Here is a 17,965-nt window from a genome sequence, read left to right as displayed (position 1 = left end):
ACGTGGTCGTGTACGACCGGCTCGGCGGCTTCTCGGCCGGGCGCGTCTGGTGGACGCTGCGCTACGCGGGACACGAGCGCGTCTCGCTCCTCGACGGCGGCTTCGCAGGCTGGGTCGCGCAGGGACGCCCGGTGACCGCGGCGGTGCCGGGTTTTCCGCAGGCCGAGTTCCGCGCCCGGCCCAGGCCGGAGCTGCTCCGCGACAAGGCGGACGTCCTTCGCATCGTGCGCGACGGCGGCGCGCAGATCGTCGACGCGCGCTCCGCCGAGCGCTTCCGCGGCGAGGGCGAGGAGCACACCCGCCGCAAGGGCCACATACCCGGCTCGAGATCGGTCCCCTACGACCGGAACCTGCGCGGCGACCCGCCGTCGTTCAGGTCGCTCTCCGAGCTGCGCGACGTCTACGCGCGCGCGGGCGTGGATCTCGAGCGGCCGATCGTCACGACCTGCGGCTCGGGAGTCACCGCCGCGCTCGACGCCTTCGCGCTGGCCCTGCTCGGACACCGGAACGTGTCGGTCTACGACGGTTCCTGGGCCGAGTGGGGCGACTGCGACGACGTTCCGATCGCGACCGGAGATCAGTGATAGACGGTGTGGCTCGGCCGGCCGGCGAGGATGTTCAGCGCGCCCCAGTTCGTGACCTTCTTGAACGCGTCGGAGGCGATGAAGGCGCGGAACGCCTCCTCGCTGGCCCAGACCGAGACGATCAGGTAGGTCCGCGCGTCCGGGCCCACCTCCTTGAACAGGCGCGACTCGGAGTGACCGTCGATGCCCTTCATGGTCTCGATCACGCGCGCGCACGCGTCCTCGAAGATCTGCCCCTTCCCCTCGAGGACCGTGTAGTTCATCCCGATCGTGACCATTTCGCCTGCCTCCTCGATTCGACACCTTACGCGAGTCGAAGCCGCTCCGCGCGGATTTCGGCGGAATCATGATCCCGATTCGAGACACGCTCCACTCGCACCGGTCTCCGCTGGTGAACTACGCGTTGATCGCGCTCTGCACGATCGCCTTCGTCCTCGAGCTTCGCGCGGGAGCGGACATCGACGCGCTGCTGCACGACTGGGCGCTGGTGCCGTCGCGATTCGTCTCGCTGATCGCGCGCGACGGACTGCTCGACTCCGCGCCCTACCGGCCGCTGCTGAGCTCGATGTTCCTGCACGGGAGCATCGCGCACTTCGCGGGGAACATGCTGTTCCTCTGGGTCTTCGGCGACAACGTCGAGGATCGCCTCGGGCACCTCCGCTACGGGCTCTTCTACCTCGCGGGCGGCGTGGTCGCGGGCCTGGCGCACGTGGCCGCGAGCCCCGAGTCGATCGTGCCCACGATCGGCGCCAGCGGCGCGATCGCCGCCGTGATGGGCGCGTACATGCTGCTCTACCCGCACGCGCACGTTCACACGCTGGTGATCTTCGTCTTCATCGTGCGCGTGATCTCGGTTCCCGCGGTCGTCTGGCTCGGGCTCTGGTTCGTCTTCCAGGTGATCGCGGGCGCGCAGGAGGCCTCGGTTCCCGGCCAGGGCGGCGTCGCGTGGTGGGCCCACGCGGGCGGCTTCGCCTTCGGCGCTGCCGTCGTGCTCGTGTTCGGGCTGCGCGCGCCGCGCGCGGCGGCCGCGCGCTAGTCGGATGCGCGAGCCGCCCGACACGGTCTTCTACGACGGCGGCTGCGCGCTGTGCCACGGCTCGGTCGTGTACCTGCTCGCGCGCGACCGCGACGGCTCGCGCTTCCGCTTCGCGCCGATCGGCGGAGCGCGCTTTCGCGCGGAGCTCTCCGAGGCGGAACGCGCGGGCCTTCCCGACGCGATCGCCGTGCGCACCGCGGACGGTCGCCTGCTCGTGCGCTCGGCCGCCGCGCTGCGCCTCGGCGAGCGGCTGGGCGGTGCGCACCGCGTGTTCGCTCGCGTGCTCGCGCTCGTCCCGGCGCACCTGCGCGACGCGCTCTACGACGCGATCGCGCGCTCGCGCTACCGCGTCTTCGGCCGCAAGGACGAGGCTTGTCCGGTGATCGCGCCGGAGCTGCGGGGGCGCTTCGACCTGCGTCCTTGACTGGGGCTCCGCCGCGGGCTTCTCTCGCTCCATGCTGCGCCGCGCGCTCGGAATCGGGATCGCCCTGCTCGCCTGCGCGGCGTTCGCCGGCGAGTCGACCGACGTCGATCCGCTGCGCGCGCCCCACCGGAATCCCGACGGCACGTTCTTCAATCCCTGGCGCCCGTTCGAGACGAGCTTCGTCGACTTCCTGCGCTGGCGCTTCTCGAGCAACGCCCCCGACAAGAGCGCCGCGCCGGTGCTTCCACGCGTAGCGAACGACGGCCGCTCGCTCGCCGGGATGCAGCACTCCTCCGAGCTCACCTGGGTCGGACACGCGACCGTCGCGATCCACGACGGCGACGACGTGGTGCTGACCGACCCGCACTTCTCCGACCGGGCGCTCCTGCCCGAGCGCGCGCTACCGCCCGGCGTTCCGCTCGAGGCGATCCCCTCGGACGCGTTCGCGGTCGTGTCGCACTCGCACTACGACCACCTGGATTCGTGGACGGTCGAGAACCTGCCGGCGAGCGTCGGCTGGTACGTGCCGCTCGGCATGGGGGAGTTCCTCCGCGAGCGCGGCCGCGACGACGTGACCGAGCTCGACTGGTGGCAGAGCGCGAAGCGCGGCCGCTGGACGATCACCTGCCTGCCGTCGCAGCACTGGTCGCGGCGCTCGATCGGCGACACGAACCGGATGCTCTGGTGCGCGTGGCTGCTCGACTCGGGCGAGTACACCTACTTCTTCGCCGGGGACACCGGCTACTTCCAGGGCTTCGCGGCGTACGGCCGCGAGTTCGACCCGATCGACGTGGCGCTGCTGCCGATCGGCGCGTACGAGCCGCGCTGGTTCATGAAGGATCAGCACATGGACCCCGCCGAGGCGTACCAGGCGTTTCGCGACCTGCGCGCGAAGACGCTCGTGCCGATCCACTGGGGCACGTTCGACCTGACCGACGAGCCGCTCGACCTGCCGCCGCGCGAGCTCGACCGCGCGGTGCGCGAGGCCGGCGGCGACCCGTCGGACGTGCGCGTGCTCGCCATCGGCGAGCGCTGGCACGTGCCGAAGGGGGACTGAGCATGGACGCGCGCGCGAACCAGCTTCCGCTGGCCGAGATCGACACCCTCTTCCTCGACGCGGGCGGGACGCTGATCACGATGGATTTCGGGCTCGTCGCGCGCGAGCTCGCGGCGCTGGGCCATGCCTGCCGCGCGGACGCGCTCGCGCGCGCCGAGGCCGCGGCCCGGCCGCTGATCTCGCGCGCGGTAGCAAGCGGCGGCTCGACCGAGGGGCGCGACGTGTTCTCCGCGTACGTCGATCTGGTCCTGCGCCGCGCGCTCTCGCTCGCGGACGACGCGCGATCCGCTCTGGTGTCGGCGCTCGTGCCGCGGATCCGCTTTCCGGGTCGCTCGCTCGAGCTCTGGTCGGCCGTGATTCCCGGCGTGCCCGCGGCGCTCGCGCGGCTGCGCGCGGCCGGCTACCGGCTGGTCGTGGTCTCGAATGCCGACGGCACCGTCGAGGAGGGCCTGACGCGCGCGGGGCTGCGGCCGTACCTGCACGCGGTCGTCGACTCGCACGTGGTCGGATTCGAGAAGCCCGACCCGCGCATCTTCGACCACGCGCTCTCGCTCTTCGGCAGCGACCCGACGCGCACGCTCCACGTCGGCGACATGTACGCGGCCGACGTCGTCGGCGCGCGCGCGGCGGGGCTGCACGCGCTGCTGCTCGATCCACACGGCGACTGGGGCGAGGTGGACTGCCCGCTCACCGCAAGCGTGCCGTCGCTCGCGTCGCGGCTGCTCGAGCTTCGCGAGGCGCGCTAGGAGACGACCTCGGCCTCGAGATCCACGTCGCGAACGCCCGTGATCCGCGCGTTCACGAGCTCGCCCGTGCGCGCGCGCCCGCGGAGCATCACGCAGCCGTCGACCTCGGGCGCCTGCGACCAGGTGCGGCCGACCGAGTAGCCGGCGGATCCCGAATCGACGAGCACGCGCACGCTCTCGCCGATCCGCGCCGAGAGCTGCTCGCGCATGATCCCGCGCTGCAGCTTCATCAGCTCGCGGTGCCGCTTGCGCGAGACCGATCGCGCCACCTTCTCGCCGAGCGCCTGCGCGCTGGTGCCCTCCTCGTCGGAGTAGCGGAACACGCCCACCCGCTCGAAGCGCGTCTCGCGCACGAACTCGCACAGCGTCTCGAAGTCCGCATCGGTCTCGCCGGGAAAGCCGACGATGAAGGTCGTGCGCAGGACCGCGCCCGGAATCCGCTCGCGCAAGCGTGCGACCAGCCGGCGCTGGCGCTCGGCGGTGACTCCGCGCTTCATCGCGCGCAGCTGCGAGTCACTGGCGTGCTGCAGCGGAACGTCGATGTAGGGCAGGACCCGCCGGGCTCCCGCGAACGCGTCGATCACCGCGTCGCCGAGCGCGCTCGGATACAGATACAGCAGGCGGACCCAGTCCAGCCCGTCGACCGCGTCGAGAGCGCGGATCAGGGCGTCGATCCGCGGCCGGCCATCCAGGTCCTTTCCCCAGGAGAGCGTGTCCTGCGAGATCACGTTCACCTCGCGCACGCCCTGCTCCGCGAGCTGCCGCGCCTCGGCCACGATCGAGTCGAGCGTGCGGCTCTGGAAGCGGCCGCGGATCGCCGGGATCGCACAGAACGCGCAGACGCGGTCGCAGCCCTCGGCGATCTTCAGGTAGGCGGAGTGGCGCGCGCCGATCAGCAGCCGTGGGCTCGACTCGTCGTAGAGATGGGTTCGTCCGGCGTCGACGTACACGCCGCGCGAGCGCCCGGAGCGCGCGTCGTCGAGGATCCGGGCGATGTTCTGGAACTGGCCCGTGCCGACGAACGCGTCGACCTCGGGCAGCTCCTTGGCGAGATCCGCGCCGTAACGCTGGGGCAGGCAGCCCGCGACCACCAGCGCCTGCAGCTCGCCGCGCTGCTTGCAGTCCGCGAGCTCGAGGATCTCCTGGATCGACTCCTCGCGGGCGGCCTGGATGAACGAGCAGGTGTTGACGATCGCGACCTCGGCATCCGCGAGCTGCTCGGCGATCGCGTAGCCGCCGAGCGCGAGCGACCCGAGCATGACCTCGGAGTCCACCTGGTTCTTGGCGCAGCCAAGCGTCCGGAAGTAGACGCGCGGCGGTGTCGGGGAGGACGACATCGGCCGGGCACTCTAGCATGCTAGCCTTCCGCGGCGATGCGCATCGGGGTGATCAGCGACACGCACGACAACGCGCGAAACGTGGCGCGGATCGTCGAGCTCCTGCGCGGCGCGGGCGTATCGCGCGTGGTCCACACCGGGGACATCACCCGGCCCGACACGTTGGGCGTGCTGGCCCGGCTCGAGCTGCCGATCGTCGGCGTGTACGGGAACAACGACGTCGAGCGCGAGGCGCTCGGCCGGGCCGCACGGCACTTCGGCATCGAGCTGGTGGAGCCGCCGCTCGAGCTGCACTGGGCGGGCCGACGGATCACCGTCGTTCACGATCGGTACGCGCACGGCGATCTCGCGCTCCACGACCGGGACGTGGTCCTGCACGGCCACGAGCACCGCCACTCGCTCGAGCGATCGAGCGGAACCCTGATCTGGAACCCCGGCGAGTGCGCGGGTCTGGTCGCGGGGCAGAACTCGGTGGGCGTGCTCGACCTGGCCGCGCTCGAGCCCGAGCGGCTGCGGTTCTAGCGTGGCGCGCGTGCTGCTCGAGCTGGCCGACGAGATCCGGGCGCTCGCGCTCACCGGACTGCACTACACCGAGGGCCCGTTCGACCGCGAGCGCTACGAGAAGCTGCTCGCGCTCGCGGCGCGGCTCGCCTCGCACGGGGCGACCGCGGAGCCCGAGAGACTCGAGCTGGTCTTCCGCGCCGCGGACCGGGGCTACGTGACGCCGAAGCTCGACGTGCGCCTCGCGCTCTTCCGCGGGGAATCGGTGCTCCTGGTCCGCGAGCGCATGGACGGGCGCTGGGCGCTGCCGGGCGGCTTCGTCGACGTGGGCGACAGCCCGTCGGACGCTGCGGTTCGCGAGGCGGCCGAAGAGGCCGGCGTGGTCGCGCGCGTGCAGCGTCTGGCCGGCGTATTCGACACGCGCCTGCAGCCGGACTGTCCGCCGCACCTGTTCCACATCCACAAGCTGGTGTTCACGGGGCGGCTGGTCGATCCCGACGCCGAGCCGATTGCGGGAAGCGAGGCGACCGACGCGAGGTACTGGCCGCTCGCGGCGTTGCCCGAGCTCTCGCTCGGGCGAACCCTGCCGCTTCACCTGCGCGAGGCGCTTCGCGTCGCGCGCGACCCGAAGGCGCTGCCCTACTTCGACTGAGCAGCTTCGACTTCGCCGCTCAGGCCTCGCGCCGGCGCGCGAGCTCGCGCTCGTAGGCGCGCATCAGGTCGCGGTAGTCGAGCATGCCGACGATCCGCCCCGCGCAGGGGTCCTCGGGATCGGCGGCGAGCACGACGGGAATCTGCGGGCATCCCGAAGCGCGGAACAGCTCGTGCGCGCGGAACAGATCGTCGTCGGGTTGAAGGGCCATCGGCTTTGCGGCGATGTCGCCCGCCACGACGAAGCCGTCGAGCTGTCGCTCGTCGAGAACCGGTCGGATCTGCTCCGCGGTGAGCAGCCCGACGAGCCGGCCGCCCGAATCGACCACCGGCACGGTCGCGTCGCCCGAGCCGAGCACCATCTCGCGCACGCGCTCGAAGCGCGTGCCGGGCTCGACGCTCGGCACGCGTTCGGACTTCCGGTACACGTCGGCGACGCGCATCTCCTCGAGCACGTTCAGCGTCAGGTCGCCCAGATGCGCTGGCGAGGAGAAGCGGTCCTTCACCTGCTGATCGTAGATCGAGCGGCCGCGCGCGAGCAGGATCGCGAGCACCGACACCAGCATCAGCGGCGGAAGCAGCGCGTAGCCGCCGGTCATCTCGGTGACCATCAGCATCGCGCCGATCGGCGCCGAAGCCACGCCGGCGAAGTAGCTCGCCATGCCGACCAGCACGAAGGCTGCCGGGTTCGGGAAGAACGCGGGCGCGAGCGCTGCGCCGCCGTAGCCGACCAGCGCCCCGAGCATTCCGCCGATGAAGAGCGTCGGCCCGAACACGCCGCCGCTTCCGCCCGATCCGACGGTGAGACAGGTCGCGACGATCTTCGCGACCACGACCAGCGCGAGCGTGCCCACGAGCATCTGCCCCTCGATCGCGCGCTGCAGATGCCCCCAGCCCACGCCGAGGACCTCGGGCACGAACAGGCCGATCGCACCGACGAAGACGCCGCCGAGCATCGGGCGGAGCGCGCGCGGCCCCGGGAGCTTCGCGAAGACGCGCGCGCGCAGGAACTTGAACAGGCCGATGTACGCGCGCCCGACCGGAACCGAGAGCAGCGCGAGCCCCACGTAGCCGGGAATCTCGATCGGCGAGAAGAGCGGGAACTCCGGAACCGCGAAGATGCGCTGCCCGCCGACCAGTAGCACGAAGACGACGTAGGCGGTGACGGCCGAGATCACGCACGGGATCAGCGCGTCGCTCTCGAAGTCCTCGCGGTAGAGCACCTCGATCGCGGTGATCGCGGAGCCGAGCGGCGCGCGGAAGATCGCGCCGAGCCCGCCGGCCGTGCCCGCGAGCAGCAGGATCCGCCGGTCGCGCGCGGAGAGCCCGAGCCAGCTCGCAAGCGCCGAGCCGATTCCGCCGCCGATCTGCGCGACCGGGCCTTCCTTTCCTGCGCTTCCGCCGCTGGCGAGCGTGGCGATGGTCGCGAACGCCTTCACCAGCGGGACGCGCGGGCGCACGACCCCGCGCGCGCGGTGGAACGCGCGGATCATCTCGTCGGTGCCGGCGCCTTCGGCCTCGGGCGCGAAGCGATACACGAGCAGGCCCGAGAGCAGCCCGCCGAGCGCGGGGAGCAGGAAGAGCAGCCAGCGGCGCGGCTCCGCATCCGGCGCGCCCGATGCTGGAAAGAGCGCGTCGCCCGGGGGAGCCGGCGGCGCGGCGCCGACGAGCTCGTGCATCGTCAGGTGGGTCGCGTACTCGAGTGCGACGAAGAAGAGCGCCGCGGAGATCCCCGAGAGCACGCCGACCGCCATTCCCCAGGCGATCCAGCGCGTGTGCGACTCGGAGATCCGCGCGATCAGGCGCTGGAACAATGCCTCGCTCCTCCGCACGCGAGTCTATCCGCTTGCTAGAGTGAGGGGCACATGGTCCACCGCCTTCCCGAGCCACAACTCGCCGAGCTGGTGCGCGCAGCCAGCCGTCTGCTTCGCGTGGAGTCCGGCGGGCCGCGCGAGCTCTGGCTTCGCTTCGACCGGGGGCTGCTCTCGGTGTCGCTCGAGGACGGCGGTCTGGCGCTCGCGCTGGGCGGCGGCGCGCCGCTCTCGCCCGAGGCGGAGGTCCTCGACGAGACGGATCCGTGGTGGACCGTGCTCGGCGCCCCCGTGCAGGGCGCCTGGTCGCTGCTCGACGCCGATCGGCGCCGCCTGGCGCTCGAGCTGCAGCTGCGGCGCGACGACGAGAACCCGAAGATCGTCGTGCTGGAGCCGCAGGGAGCGCGCATCCGAACCCGCGCGCTGCCCAAGTCCGCATGGGTAGGGGCGAAGTAGCGTCGTGACGACCGGAGCCGCGCTGATCGCCGTGGTCGTGATGCTGCTCCTGAACGCGTTCTTCGTGCTCGCGGAGTTCGCGATGGTGAAGCTCCGGCCGACCCAGGTCGAGGCTCTGGTCCAGCAGGGAAATCCGCGCGCGCTCCTGGTCGCGCACATCCAGGCGCACCTCGACGAGTACCTGTCGGTGTGTCAGCTCGGCATCACGCTGGCGAGCATCGGCCTCGGCTTCGTCGGCGAGCCCGCGTTCGCGGTTCTGCTCGAGCCGATTCTGGGCTCGTGGGCCTGGGCGCACGGGGCCGCGATCGCGCTCGCGTACCTCTTGGTCTCGTTCCTGCACATCCTGTTCGGCGAGCTCGTGCCGAAGTCGCTCGCGATCCGGGTGCCGGAGAGCTCGGCGCTCGGCATCGCTCGCCCGCTTGCGCTCACGCGCTTCCTGCTCTGGGTCCCGCTCATGGTGCTGAACGGCGCCGCGAACGCCGTGCTGCGGCTGATCGGATTCGGCACACCCGCGAGCGAGCCGCTCCACACCGAGCAGGAGCTGCGCGTGATCCTGGAGCTCTCGCAGACCGCGGGCTCGCTCTCGTTCCGGCAGCTGCTGCTGATGGAGAACGTCTTCGACCTGCGCTCCGTGCGCGTCTCGGAGGCGATGCGGCTGCGCTCCGGCGTCGCGGTGCTTCGCGCCGATTCGCCGTGGCCCGAGAACCTGGCTCTGATCCGCGAGCACCGGCAGAGCCGCTACCCGCTCGTCGACGCCGGCGGAAAGCCGATCGGCATCGTGCACGTGAAGGACCTCGTGCTCGCGGGCCCCGAGGGGCTCGGTCACCCCGATCTGCGCGCGCTCGCGCGGCCCTATCCGACCGTCCGCGAGGACGCGTCGCTCGAGACGCTGCTCGGAGACCTGCAGCGAAGGCACTTCCACATGGCGATCGTGCTCGACGCGGCCGACCGCTGGACCGGGCTGATCACGCTCGAGGACATCATCGAGGAGATCGTCGGCACGATCGAGGACGAGTTCCAGCTCGAGGCGCCGCTCTTCGTCGCGGACGGACTCACGGCGGGCCGCGTCGTGCTCGGGCTCCAGGCCGAGTCGCTCGAGGGCGCGATCCGCGAGGCGCTCGCGCGCATTGCGCCCGGCGAGCTTCCGCTGCCCGCCGCGCGAATCGCCGACGCGGTGGTCGAGCGCGAGAGAGGCATGCCGACGCTGCTCGCCCGCGGGCTCGCGGCTCCGCACGCGCGCCTTCCCGACCTGGACCAGTTCGTGCTGGTCTTCGCGCGCTCCGACGCAGGAATCCCCGTGCCCGGTCGCGACGAGCGCGCGCACCTGATCTTCATCATGGTCACGCCCGCGCGCGAGCCGCGCGTCCAGCTGCGTCTGCTCGCCCGGATCGCGGGCCTGCTCGACAGCGACTACGTGGTCGAGCGCCTGAGCGCAGCGGAGAGCGGGGCGCAGGTCGTCGAGGTGCTTCGCGCCGCGGATCCGGGCGCGCTGGATTAGGCTTCGCCCGCGTCGTGCACGACGCGCCCGCCCGAGACGGTGCGGAGCACGCGAATCTCCGAGATCCGCGTCGCGGGAACGGCGAGCGGACTGGCCGAGAGAAGCACCAGATCGGCGCGCAGGCCCGCGCGGAGCGTTCCCTTCTCGGACTCCTCGAACTGGAGCCGCGCCGCGTCGCTCGTGAACAAGCGCAGCGCCTCGGACGCGGACAGCGACTGCTGCGGCTCGAAGCCCTCGCGCGTCACGCAGCACTGGATCGCGTGCAGCACGTCGAGCGATTCGACGGGCGCGTCGGAGGCGCCCGCGACCAGGACTCCGGCGTCGATCAGCGAACGCAGCGGATAGACCCGCTTCGCACGCTCGGCGCCGAGCCGTTTGTGCAGCCAGTCCTTCTCGGAGTGGATGAAGAGCGGCTGGGTCGAGACGCAGAGCCCGAGGCGCGCGATCCGGGCGATCTGCTCCGGCGCGATGATCGACGCGTGCTCGATGCGGTGACGGTGATCGCGGCGCGGGGCCTCCGCGAGGAGCCGCTGGTACAGATCGATGCACCGCTCGATCGCGCGATCCCCGATCGCGTGGACGCAGATCTGCAGCGCCGCGGCGTGGGCCGCGCGCATCCGCGCGAGGATCTCGTCGTCTTCGAGCGTCATGAAGCCGCGCTCGCCGGGCCGATCGCTGAACGGCTCGTGCATGCACGCCGTGCAGCTCCCGAACGTGCCGTCGGAGAAGATCTTGAAGCCGCCGACTCTGCGCCCGGCGGCCGGGTCGTGGAGCGGCGTCGCGCGCGCGGCGACCGCCGCGGCGACACTGCGCCCGACCAGGATCGCGTAGGTCGAGATCGGCAGCTCCGGGAGCAGGAGCTGCAGGGCGAGTGACTCCAGACTTCCCGCGGCGCCCGCCGGCCCCTCCTCGTCGGTCTGGAGCACGACGCCGGCGGAGGTGATGCCGCAGGCGGGAAGTCGCGCGAACGAGCGGCTCGCCGCGCTCTTCAGGCGCGCCAGCTCGGGCGCGGGCGCGCGGCCGAGGAGGCGCTGCGCGGCGGCCTCGTAGCAGGGCCCGAGCGGGCGGCCGTCGCGATCGCGCGCGATCCTGCCGCCCGGCGGATCGGGGGTGTTCGCGTCGATTCCGGCGCTCGCGAGCGCGAGCGAATTGGCGGCGGCGCCGTGCCCGTCGTGCTTCACCACCACGACGGGACGATCGGCGCACGCGGCGTCGAGCTCGCTCCGCGTCGGAAGCCTGCGCTCGGCGAGAGTCTCGTCCTCGAGGCGCAGCCCGATCAGCCACTCGTCCGGCGGCAGATCGGACGCGCGCCGACGCAGCGCGCCCTGCAGCTCGGCGATGCTGCGCACGCCGTGCAGATCGGCGTTCATGTCGTAGTAGACGAGCATGACGGGGTGCAGGTGCGTGTCGATGAATCCCGGCAGGAGCGCGCGCCCGGACAGGTCGACGTGCGCGAAGTCGCGCGCGCCGGCCGCGACGAGCGCCCCGCGACACTCGGCCGCGCTTCCGACGGCGAGGATGCGATCTCCCGCGCTCGCCAGCGCCTCCGCGTGCGGCGTCGCCGGGTCGAGCGTGACGATCTCTCCGCCCGTGTAGAGCGCGGCTTCGGCGACCGCGTTCAACGCGAACGCTCGATCACCACGGGAGCGCTCGTCGCGTAGCGATCGAGCGCGTCGACGTCGAGCTCGACGCCGAGCCCTGGGCCTTGCGGGACCTGCACGCGCCCGTTCGCGTAGCGGAGCGGCTCGAGGATCAGATCGTCCTCCAGCATCACGTGCCCGAACAGCTCCATCGCGTGCCCGAGCACCGACGCGCGCGAAGCGCCGAGATGCACCTGCGCGGCCGAGGCGATGCCGAGCGGCTGGTTGTGCAGCACCGTGCCGATTCCGCGCCGCGAAGCGTAGTCGATCGCGCGCAGCGCCTGGGTGATGCCGCCCGGGCGCTCGGTGTTCACGCCCAGGACTCCGACCGCGCCGAGCTCGATCAGCGCGGTGGCGTCGGTGAGCGAGAAGCAGCCCTCGTGAGCCATCAGCGGCACGGACACGGAGCGCTGCACCCGCGCCATACCGAGCCAGTCGTCGGCGCGCACCGGCTGCTCGGCGCAGTCGATGCCGAATCGGGCGATCGCCTCGATCGCCCGCACGGCCTCGTCCACCGCGTAGGCCTGGTTGTAGTCGACCCGGAGACGCGCTTCGGGACCGAGCGCCTCGCGCGCCTGCGCGACCACGCGGCGATCGGCCTCGACGCCGCTGCCGAGCTTCAGCCGGAACGTGCGGGTCCCATTCTTCTGGAAGGCGAGCGCCATGGCCGTCATCGAGTCCGCGTCGTCGAGCGGAATCAGCGCCGCGAGCGGCAGCTCGTCCGCGCCACGTCCGCCCATGAGCTCGCAGGCGGAGCGCCCGGCGATCCGACCCGCGAGGTCGTAGCAGGCCATGTCCAGAAGTCCCTTTGCGACCTCGCTGCGCGCGACGTTCGCGTCCATCCGCGCGCGCAGGCTGCCGACGTCGAACGGGTTCGCGCCGAGCAGGTAGCGGGCCAGTCCGTGCGCAACCGCGTCCACGATCTGTGCCGGTGAGACGCCCGTCTCGGGCAGCCAGACGAAGGCCTCACCGACGCCGCGAGTGCCGTCGTCCGCGGTCAGGCGCGCGATCACGAAGTCGCCCCCGGTCCAGGGCTCCTCCGCCGCGATCGCCATTCCGAGCCCTCCGGCCGACCGCGCCATCGCCTCGCGGACCAGGGCGCGGAAGGGCACGTGCAGCGGAAATAGCTCGATTCGCTCGATCGTCGGCCGTGGCACTGGCATTCCAGAGGAGTAGCGGAGCGCGGGCGTCCGTCAGCCCGCGCGGTCGTAGAGAAGCGCGAGGATCGCGACGACCAGCAGGGCCGTGCCGAGCTGCTCGCGCCGGGTCGGGTGCTGGCCGAGGCCGACGATCGCGACCGCGTAGCCGAAGACCACCTCCGCCAGGCCCAGCATTCGCACGTGCGCCGCGCTCTCCAGGGTCATCGCGCTGAACCAGCACGCGGAGGCCGCGGCGCCGGACAGACCCGGCAGAAGCGAACGCCGCCACTCGCGCATCACCGCCCCGAGCTGTCCCGGCTCGGCCGCGCGGAGATACACGGCCATCGCCGCGCTCTGGATCGCGATCGACACGGCCAGCGTCGCCGCGGCCGAGACCGCGAACGGCAGGTCGAGCGAGAGCGACGCCGCGCGAAACCCCACCGCCGCGATCGCGAAGCACGCGCCCGTCGCCAGACCGAGCAGCGCCGGTCGTCCCGCCAGGCTCGCGAGCGCGCTGCGAACGCCCGGCGCGCCCGCCTCGCGAGCGAGCACCACCAGGCCAGAGGTCGCGACGAGGATCGCCGTCGCCGAGAGGATCGTGATCGCGTCGCCGAGCACGACCGCGCCGAAGACCGCGACCTGCAGCACCTCGGACTTCGAGAAGACGATCCCGGTCGAGAAGCTGCGCAGCTGGAACAGGTGCAGCAGGCAGGCCGTGCCGCAGATCTGGGCGACGCCACCGAGCGCCGCCCAGGCGAAGAACGCGGCCCCGGGCGCGGGCGCCGGCGTTCCGGTCCAGCCGAACACGAGCAGCGCCCAGAGCCACGCGAACGGAAGGCCGAACAGGAAGCGCGTCGCGGTCGCGCCGAGCGGAGAGAGCGCGCCGGTCAGCGCGCGTTGGAACGCGTTCCTCGCCGTCTGCAGGGCCGCGGCGGCGAGCGTGATCGGAACCCAGAGCAGAGCGATCGTCTCGCTAGGCCGACACGGCCGGACGCACCTTCAGCATCATCGCCTGCCGGCGGCAGATCGCGACGACCTCACCGCGCTGGTTCACGCCCTTGTGCTCGAAGCTGACGATTCCCCACTCGGGGCGGGACTTCGACTCGCGCTTCTCGAGCACCGTCGTCTGCGCGGTGATGGTGTCTCCGATGAAGACGGGCTTCGGAAACTCGACCTTCTCCATGCCGAGGTTTCCCACGGTGGTGCCGAGCGTCGTCTCTGCGACGGAAAGGCCGATCACCAGGCCGAGCGTGAAGATCGAGTTCACCAGTCGCTGCCCGAAGTGACTCGTCTTCGCGAACTCCGCGTCGATGTGCAGCGGCTGCGGGTTCATCGTCAGCGCCGAGAACAGCAGGTTGTCGGCCTCGGTGACCGTGCGCGACGGCTGGTGCGTGAAGACCTGCCCGACCCTGAACTCGTCGAAGGTGAGCCCGGCCATCAGAAGTCCGCGCGCTTCACTTCAGGTCGTCCAGGATTCCCTCGGCCCGGCTGACCTCGAACTTCCCGGGCGCCTCGACGTGGAGCGACTTCACGACGCCGTCCTCGACCAGCGCCGAGAAGCGCTGCGCACGGATGCCCATTCCGAAGCCCGAGCCGTCGAAGTCCAGCCCGAGCGCGCGCGAGAACTCGGCGTTTCCGTCGGCGAGAAGCGTGACCTTGTCGCCGACCTTGCGATCCTTGCCCCAGGAATCCATCACGAAGGCGTCGTTCACGGAGATGCAGACGATCTCCGACACCCCCTTCGCCCGGATCTGGTCCGCCTTCTCGACGAAGCCCGGCAGGTGCTTCGCGGAGCAGGTCGGCGTGAAGGCGCCGGGCACCGCGAAGAGCGCGACCTTCCGACCCTTGAAGAACTCGACGGTGTTCACGTCCTTGATGCCCTCGGGCGTGAGGCGCTTCAGCGTGGCTTTCGGAATGCGGTCGCCGACCTTGATCGCCATGGGGGTTCTCCTCGATTCGGGGTTCGCGCGATTATGCGTGGTAGAATCCGCGCCCCGCAAGGAGACGTCCAGATGCGCAGCCCCCGAAACTTTTTCGCGCCCAAAGCCATCGGCGCGCCCGCCCCCGTTCGCGAGGTGCCGGTGCGGCCGTCGCGGATGATCCACTTCTTCGACCCGAGCAACCCGCGGATGGCGTCGAAGGTGCCCGACATCGCCAGGCAGGTGGACATCCTGCTCGGGAACCTGGAGGACGCGATCCCGACCGAGCGCAAGCTCGACGCGCGCGAGGGCCTGATCAAGATCGCGCGCGAGGTCGATTTCGGCGAGACGCAGCTCTGGACCCGGATCAACTCGCTGGACAGCCCGTGGATGCTCGACGATCTGGTGCGGCTAGTCGGAGAGATCGGCGACAAGCTCGACGTGATCATGGTTCCGAAGGTCGAGGGCGCTTGGGACATCCACTACGTCGATCAGCTCCTCGCGCAGCTCGAGGCCAAGGCGGGTCTCAGGAAGCCGCTGCTCGTGCACGCGATCCTGGAGACGGCGCTCGGCGTGGCGAACGTGGAGGAGATCGCCGCCGCGTCGCCGCGCATGCAGGGCATGAGCCTGGGGCCGGCGGACCTGGCCGCGTCGCGGCGCATGAAGACGACGCGCGTCGGCGGCGGGCACCCCGGCTACCTGGTGCGCACCGATCCCGACCCCAAGGGGGCCGACGCGCCGCGCACCACCGCGCAGCAGGATCTCTGGCACTACACCATGGGGCGTATGGTCGACGCATGCGCCGCGACCGGCGCCCTGCCCTTCTACGGCCCGTTCGGAGCGATCGACGATCCGGTCGGCTGCGAGGACCAGTTCCGCAACGCCTTCCTGATGGGCTGCGTCGGCGCCTGGTCGCTGCACCCCAGCCAGATCGAGATCGCCAAGCGCGTGTTCAGCCCGCCGCCGGACGAGGTGCTCTGGGCCAAGCGCGTGATCGCCGCGATGCCCGACGGCAGCGGCACGGTGATGCTCGAGGGCAAGATGCAGGACGACGCCACCTTCAAGCAGTGCAAGGTGATGGTCACGCTGGCCGAGCTGATCGCGTCGCGCGATCCGGGCCTCGCGAAGCTCTACGAGCTCTGAGCCGCTTCGCGGCCGAATGGGAGGATCCGAGATGTCGCTGGAAGGTCGTGTCGCGCTCGTGAGCGGTGGAAGCCGCGGGATCGGCCGCGGGATCGCGCTCGGGCTCGCCGAAGACGGCGCGAACGTGGTCGTGAACTACCGCAAGGACGAGGCGGCGGCGAAGGAGACGGTCGCCGCGATCGAGGCGCTGGGCCGGCGCGCCATCGCGTTCGCGGGCTCGGTCGACAGCTACGACGACTGCAAGGCGCTCGTCGACGCGGCCGTGGCCGAGTTCGGCTTCGTCGACATCCTCGTGAACAACGCGGGCATCGCGAGCCGCGGCAACACGGTGAAGAACACCGACCCGCTCGAGTTCGAGCGCGTGGTGCGCACGCACGTGTTCGGTCCCTTCTACCTGTCGCAGCTGGTGATCCCGAGCATGCGCACGCGGCCGCGCGGCGACATCGTGATGATCTCGTCGGTGGCGACGCTCGGCATGGCCGGCGGAGGCGCGCCCTACAACGTGGGCAAGGCGGGAATGGAGGCGCTCGCGCTCACGCTCGCGAAAGAGGAGAAGAAGCACGGCATCCACGTGAACATCGTCGCGCCCGGCCTGGTCGAGACCGACATGGGCGTGCGCCTGGCAAAGGCGACGATGGGCGTGAAGGACATCCGCCAGCTCGACGCGGCGATGCCGTTCGGCCGCGTCTGCCAGCCGGAAGACATCGCGAACGCCGTGCGCTTCCTGGTCTCGGAGCGCGCGAGCTACATCACCGGCGAGAAGATCAACGTCTACGGCGGCGGGCAGGCCTGAAGCGGGGACGCAGCTAGGCGTCCGCGTCGCGCTTCCAGCTGGCACGCCAGGCGCAGAGGGGATCTCCCTTCGTCGAGCAGGAGAGCTCCTCGACCGCGATGTCCGCGACGTCGTTCAGCGCGAGCGTGCCCTTGATGTAGCCGCCGATCAGCAGGCAGAGCTCGCGGCTGGGGCTTGCGAACTCCTGCAGCTCGACGCGCACGCGACCCGGCCCCTCGGCGATCCGGTGCATTCGCCCGGCGTCGAACTGCGTCGACCAGAGCGCGAAGACCCGGCTGTTCGAGCCCACGCCGCGAAGCAGATCGCCGTACAGCTCGGCGTGCGCGCGCGCAGCGAACTCGCCCATGAACTCGAACGCCGGGTCGCGCGCGCGACCGAGCAGATCCGCGGCCACGCCGACCAGCGCCAGCAGATCCTCGAGCGGGTACCAGGCGGAGTTCTTGATCGTGTCGTCCAGGTAGTGCCCGTGCTCGGCGGCGAGAAGCCGAGCCGCCTCGCCGCGGCGCGAGCGCAGGAACTTCACGGCTCCGAGCAGCGTCGATCCCTTCACCCGCCCCATCTCAAGCGTCCTCCTGCTTCCAGCTCGCGCGCCAGGCGCAGCGGTCGTCGCTCCAGAGCCTGCAGGCCGTCTTCTCGAGCGACAGGTCGCGAGCTCCGTTCATCAGCAGCACGCCCTTGAAGTACCCCTGCGTCACCAGGCACATCTCGCGCGACGGATCCTCGTAGCCGACGATCTCGATGCGCACCTGGGTCGGATGCTCCTCGGTCAAGAGCAGCTCGCCGGTGTCGTGCTGCGTCGACCAGAGCGCGAATGCCCGGCTCCTCGACGCGCCCGCCAGCAGATCCCCGTACACCCCGGCGTGCTCGCGCGCGCTGGTCTCGCCCAGGAACTCCAGGACCTGGTCGGTCGGTCCGGGCACCAGCCGCGCGGTCGCACGGATCAGCTCCAGCATGTCGCGCTCCGGATACCAGGCGGCGCTGCGGATCCGCTCGTCGAGGTAGTGCTGCAGCTCCCCAGGCAGCGTCGCGCACGCCTGCGCGCGGTGTCGCCGCAGGTACTTGACCGCGCCGACGAGCGTCATCCCCTTGGCCTTTCCCATCTCTAGAGGCAGTCTCAAAATTGTCTCAGCATGATGCAGATACAGGCGAGTTGGACGAATGCTCGGTAGTTCTGGGCTTTGTACTCCCAGCGGGTGACGACGCGGCGGAAGTTCTGCAGCCAGGCGTTGA

The 17,965-nt window shown here is 71.2% G+C and carries 21 protein-coding genes; 11 read left to right on the top strand and 10 right to left on the bottom strand.

The window, feature by feature from the left end; genetic code table 11:
• Positions 1 to 2 precede the first annotated feature (2 nt).
• On the top strand, positions 3 to 584 hold the full coding sequence (locus tag FJ108_12050) for a sulfurtransferase (GenBank protein ID MBM4336627.1): 582 nt from the start codon (positions 3 to 5) through the stop codon (positions 582 to 584).
• Here FJ108_12050 and FJ108_12045 read toward each other — a convergent pair.
• On the bottom strand, positions 578 to 862 hold the full coding sequence (locus FJ108_12045; GenBank protein MBM4336626.1) for an antibiotic biosynthesis monooxygenase: 285 nt from the start codon (positions 860 to 862) through the stop codon (positions 578 to 580). The genes FJ108_12050 and FJ108_12045 overlap by 7 nt on opposite strands.
• Positions 863 to 930: 68 nt before the next feature.
• Here FJ108_12045 and FJ108_12040 point away from each other — a divergent pair, with 68 nt between their 5' ends.
• The 4 genes from FJ108_12040 to FJ108_12025 are packed head-to-tail and all read left to right on the top strand — an operon-like array spanning position 931 to position 3,847.
• Positions 931 to 1,620 (top strand): rhomboid family intramembrane serine protease, encoded by a 690-nt coding sequence (locus FJ108_12040; protein MBM4336625.1) that lies wholly within the window; start codon positions 931 to 933, stop codon positions 1,618 to 1,620.
• 4 nt (positions 1,621 to 1,624) lie between these two features.
• Entirely contained in the window at positions 1,625 to 2,044 is a 420-nt protein-coding gene (locus tag FJ108_12035) for a DUF393 domain-containing protein (protein MBM4336624.1), read from the top strand.
• 31 nt (positions 2,045 to 2,075) lie between these two features.
• Entirely contained in the window at positions 2,076 to 3,101 is a 1,026-nt protein-coding gene (locus tag FJ108_12030; protein MBM4336623.1) for an MBL fold metallo-hydrolase, read from the top strand.
• Positions 3,102 to 3,103: 2 nt separating this feature from the next.
• Positions 3,104 to 3,847, top strand: a complete 744-nt coding sequence (locus tag FJ108_12025; GenBank protein ID MBM4336622.1) for an HAD family hydrolase — start codon at positions 3,104 to 3,106, stop codon at positions 3,845 to 3,847.
• Here the strand turns inward: FJ108_12025 and rimO are convergent.
• Positions 3,844 to 5,184 (bottom strand): 30S ribosomal protein S12 methylthiotransferase RimO, encoded by a 1,341-nt coding sequence (rimO, locus tag FJ108_12020; protein ID MBM4336621.1) that lies wholly within the window; start codon positions 5,182 to 5,184, stop codon positions 3,844 to 3,846. The genes FJ108_12025 and rimO overlap by 4 nt on opposite strands.
• A 36-nt stretch (positions 5,185 to 5,220) precedes the next feature.
• Here rimO and FJ108_12015 point away from each other — a divergent pair, with 36 nt between their 5' ends.
• Together FJ108_12015 and FJ108_12010 are read left to right on the top strand one after the other, a co-directional pair.
• On the top strand, positions 5,221 to 5,706 hold the full coding sequence (locus FJ108_12015; GenBank protein ID MBM4336620.1) for a YfcE family phosphodiesterase: 486 nt from the start codon (positions 5,221 to 5,223) through the stop codon (positions 5,704 to 5,706).
• A gap of 1 nt (position 5,707) precedes the next feature.
• Positions 5,708 to 6,337, top strand: coding sequence for an NUDIX domain-containing protein (locus tag FJ108_12010; GenBank protein ID MBM4336619.1), 630 nt, complete (start codon positions 5,708 to 5,710; stop codon positions 6,335 to 6,337).
• 19 nt (positions 6,338 to 6,356) lie between these two features.
• Here FJ108_12010 and FJ108_12005 read toward each other — a convergent pair whose 3' ends face one another.
• Positions 6,357 to 8,150, bottom strand: coding sequence for a chloride channel protein (locus FJ108_12005; GenBank protein MBM4336618.1), 1,794 nt, complete (start codon positions 8,148 to 8,150; stop codon positions 6,357 to 6,359).
• Between the two features lie 51 nt (positions 8,151 to 8,201).
• Here FJ108_12005 and FJ108_12000 point away from each other — a divergent pair, with 51 nt between their 5' ends.
• A complete protein-coding gene (locus FJ108_12000) occupies positions 8,202 to 8,603 on the top strand; it encodes a hypothetical protein (protein MBM4336617.1) in 402 nt (133 codons plus the stop codon).
• A gap of 4 nt (positions 8,604 to 8,607) precedes the next feature.
• Entirely contained in the window at positions 8,608 to 10,101 is a 1,494-nt protein-coding gene (locus tag FJ108_11995) for a DUF21 domain-containing protein (GenBank protein ID MBM4336616.1), read from the top strand.
• Here FJ108_11995 and FJ108_11990 read toward each other — a convergent pair.
• From FJ108_11990 to FJ108_11970, 5 genes are all read right to left on the bottom strand, one after another.
• Positions 10,098 to 11,723: an amidohydrolase gene (locus tag FJ108_11990; GenBank protein MBM4336615.1), complete on the bottom strand. Its 1,626-nt coding sequence runs from the start codon at positions 11,721 to 11,723 to the stop codon at positions 10,098 to 10,100. The two genes, FJ108_11995 and FJ108_11990, sit on opposite strands and share 4 nt — an antisense overlap.
• Entirely contained in the window at positions 11,720 to 12,904 is a 1,185-nt protein-coding gene (locus tag FJ108_11985) for a hypothetical protein (protein ID MBM4336614.1), read from the bottom strand. The genes FJ108_11990 and FJ108_11985 overlap by 4 nt, the downstream gene beginning before the upstream one ends.
• Before the next feature lie 30 nt (positions 12,905 to 12,934).
• The gene (locus FJ108_11980) at positions 12,935 to 13,687 is read right to left on the bottom strand and encodes a hypothetical protein (GenBank protein ID MBM4336613.1); all 753 of its coding nucleotides are present in this window, start codon (positions 13,685 to 13,687) and stop codon (positions 12,935 to 12,937) included.
• A 166-nt stretch (positions 13,688 to 13,853) separates the two neighbouring features.
• Positions 13,854 to 14,318: a MaoC family dehydratase gene (locus FJ108_11975; GenBank protein ID MBM4336612.1), complete on the bottom strand. Its 465-nt coding sequence runs from the start codon at positions 14,316 to 14,318 to the stop codon at positions 13,854 to 13,856.
• Between the two features lie 16 nt (positions 14,319 to 14,334).
• Positions 14,335 to 14,820: a peroxiredoxin gene (locus FJ108_11970; protein MBM4336611.1), complete on the bottom strand. Its 486-nt coding sequence runs from the start codon at positions 14,818 to 14,820 to the stop codon at positions 14,335 to 14,337.
• Positions 14,821 to 14,892: 72 nt separating this feature from the next.
• Here FJ108_11970 and FJ108_11965 point away from each other — a divergent pair, with 72 nt between their 5' ends.
• Positions 14,893 to 15,942: a CoA ester lyase gene (locus FJ108_11965; protein ID MBM4336610.1), complete on the top strand. Its 1,050-nt coding sequence runs from the start codon at positions 14,893 to 14,895 to the stop codon at positions 15,940 to 15,942.
• A 31-nt stretch (positions 15,943 to 15,973) separates the two neighbouring features.
• Complete coding sequence (locus FJ108_11960) at positions 15,974 to 16,735, top strand: glucose 1-dehydrogenase (protein MBM4336609.1); 762 nt, start codon at positions 15,974 to 15,976, stop codon at positions 16,733 to 16,735.
• Between the two features lie 13 nt (positions 16,736 to 16,748).
• Here the strand turns inward: FJ108_11960 and FJ108_11955 are convergent, their stop codons facing one another.
• Both FJ108_11955 and FJ108_11950 read right to left on the bottom strand, forming a co-directional pair.
• On the bottom strand, positions 16,749 to 17,294 hold the full coding sequence (locus FJ108_11955; protein ID MBM4336608.1) for a hypothetical protein: 546 nt from the start codon (positions 17,292 to 17,294) through the stop codon (positions 16,749 to 16,751).
• Between the two features lies 1 nt (position 17,295).
• Positions 17,296 to 17,835: a hypothetical protein gene (locus tag FJ108_11950; protein MBM4336607.1), complete on the bottom strand. Its 540-nt coding sequence runs from the start codon at positions 17,833 to 17,835 to the stop codon at positions 17,296 to 17,298.
• Positions 17,836 to 17,965: the final 130 nt, after the last annotated feature.

It is taken from the genome of Deltaproteobacteria bacterium, assembly GCA_016875225.1.
GTDB lineage: Bacteria > Myxococcota_A > UBA9160 > SZUA-336 > SZUA-336 > VGRW01.
This window is presented reverse-complemented; position numbering and strand designations above follow the sequence as displayed.

What these genes read in the sequence shown, in the direction of transcription:
- FJ108_12000 (MBM4336617.1), top strand. Translation starts at nt 8,202, where the DNA reads ATGGTCCACCGCCTTCCCGAGCCACAACTCGCCGAGCTGGTGCGCGCA.
- FJ108_12030 (MBM4336623.1), top strand. Translation starts at nt 2,076, where the DNA reads ATGCTGCGCCGCGCGCTCGGAATCGGGATCGCCCTGCTCGCCTGCGCG.
- FJ108_11965 (MBM4336610.1), top strand. Translation starts at nt 14,893, where the DNA reads ATGCGCAGCCCCCGAAACTTTTTCGCGCCCAAAGCCATCGGCGCGCCC.
- FJ108_12025 (MBM4336622.1), top strand. Translation starts at nt 3,104, where the DNA reads ATGGACGCGCGCGCGAACCAGCTTCCGCTGGCCGAGATCGACACCCTC.
- FJ108_11975 (MBM4336612.1), bottom strand. Translation starts at nt 14,318, where the DNA reads ATGGCCGGGCTCACCTTCGACGAGTTCAGGGTCGGGCAGGTCTTCACG.
- FJ108_11955 (MBM4336608.1), bottom strand. Translation starts at nt 17,294, where the DNA reads ATGGGGCGGGTGAAGGGATCGACGCTGCTCGGAGCCGTGAAGTTCCTG.
- FJ108_12015 (MBM4336620.1), top strand. Translation starts at nt 5,221, where the DNA reads ATGCGCATCGGGGTGATCAGCGACACGCACGACAACGCGCGAAACGTG.
- rimO (MBM4336621.1), bottom strand. Translation starts at nt 5,184, where the DNA reads ATGTCGTCCTCCCCGACACCGCCGCGCGTCTACTTCCGGACGCTTGGC.
- FJ108_12045 (MBM4336626.1), bottom strand. Translation starts at nt 862, where the DNA reads ATGGTCACGATCGGGATGAACTACACGGTCCTCGAGGGGAAGGGGCAG.
- FJ108_11960 (MBM4336609.1), top strand. Translation starts at nt 15,974, where the DNA reads ATGTCGCTGGAAGGTCGTGTCGCGCTCGTGAGCGGTGGAAGCCGCGGG.
- FJ108_12040 (MBM4336625.1), top strand. Translation starts at nt 931, where the DNA reads ATGATCCCGATTCGAGACACGCTCCACTCGCACCGGTCTCCGCTGGTG.
- FJ108_11970 (MBM4336611.1), bottom strand. Translation starts at nt 14,820, where the DNA reads ATGGCGATCAAGGTCGGCGACCGCATTCCGAAAGCCACGCTGAAGCGC.
- FJ108_11950 (MBM4336607.1), bottom strand. Translation starts at nt 17,835, where the DNA reads ATGGGAAAGGCCAAGGGGATGACGCTCGTCGGCGCGGTCAAGTACCTG.
- FJ108_12035 (MBM4336624.1), top strand. Translation starts at nt 1,625, where the DNA reads ATGCGCGAGCCGCCCGACACGGTCTTCTACGACGGCGGCTGCGCGCTG.
- FJ108_11985 (MBM4336614.1), bottom strand. Translation starts at nt 12,904, where the DNA reads ATGCCAGTGCCACGGCCGACGATCGAGCGAATCGAGCTATTTCCGCTG.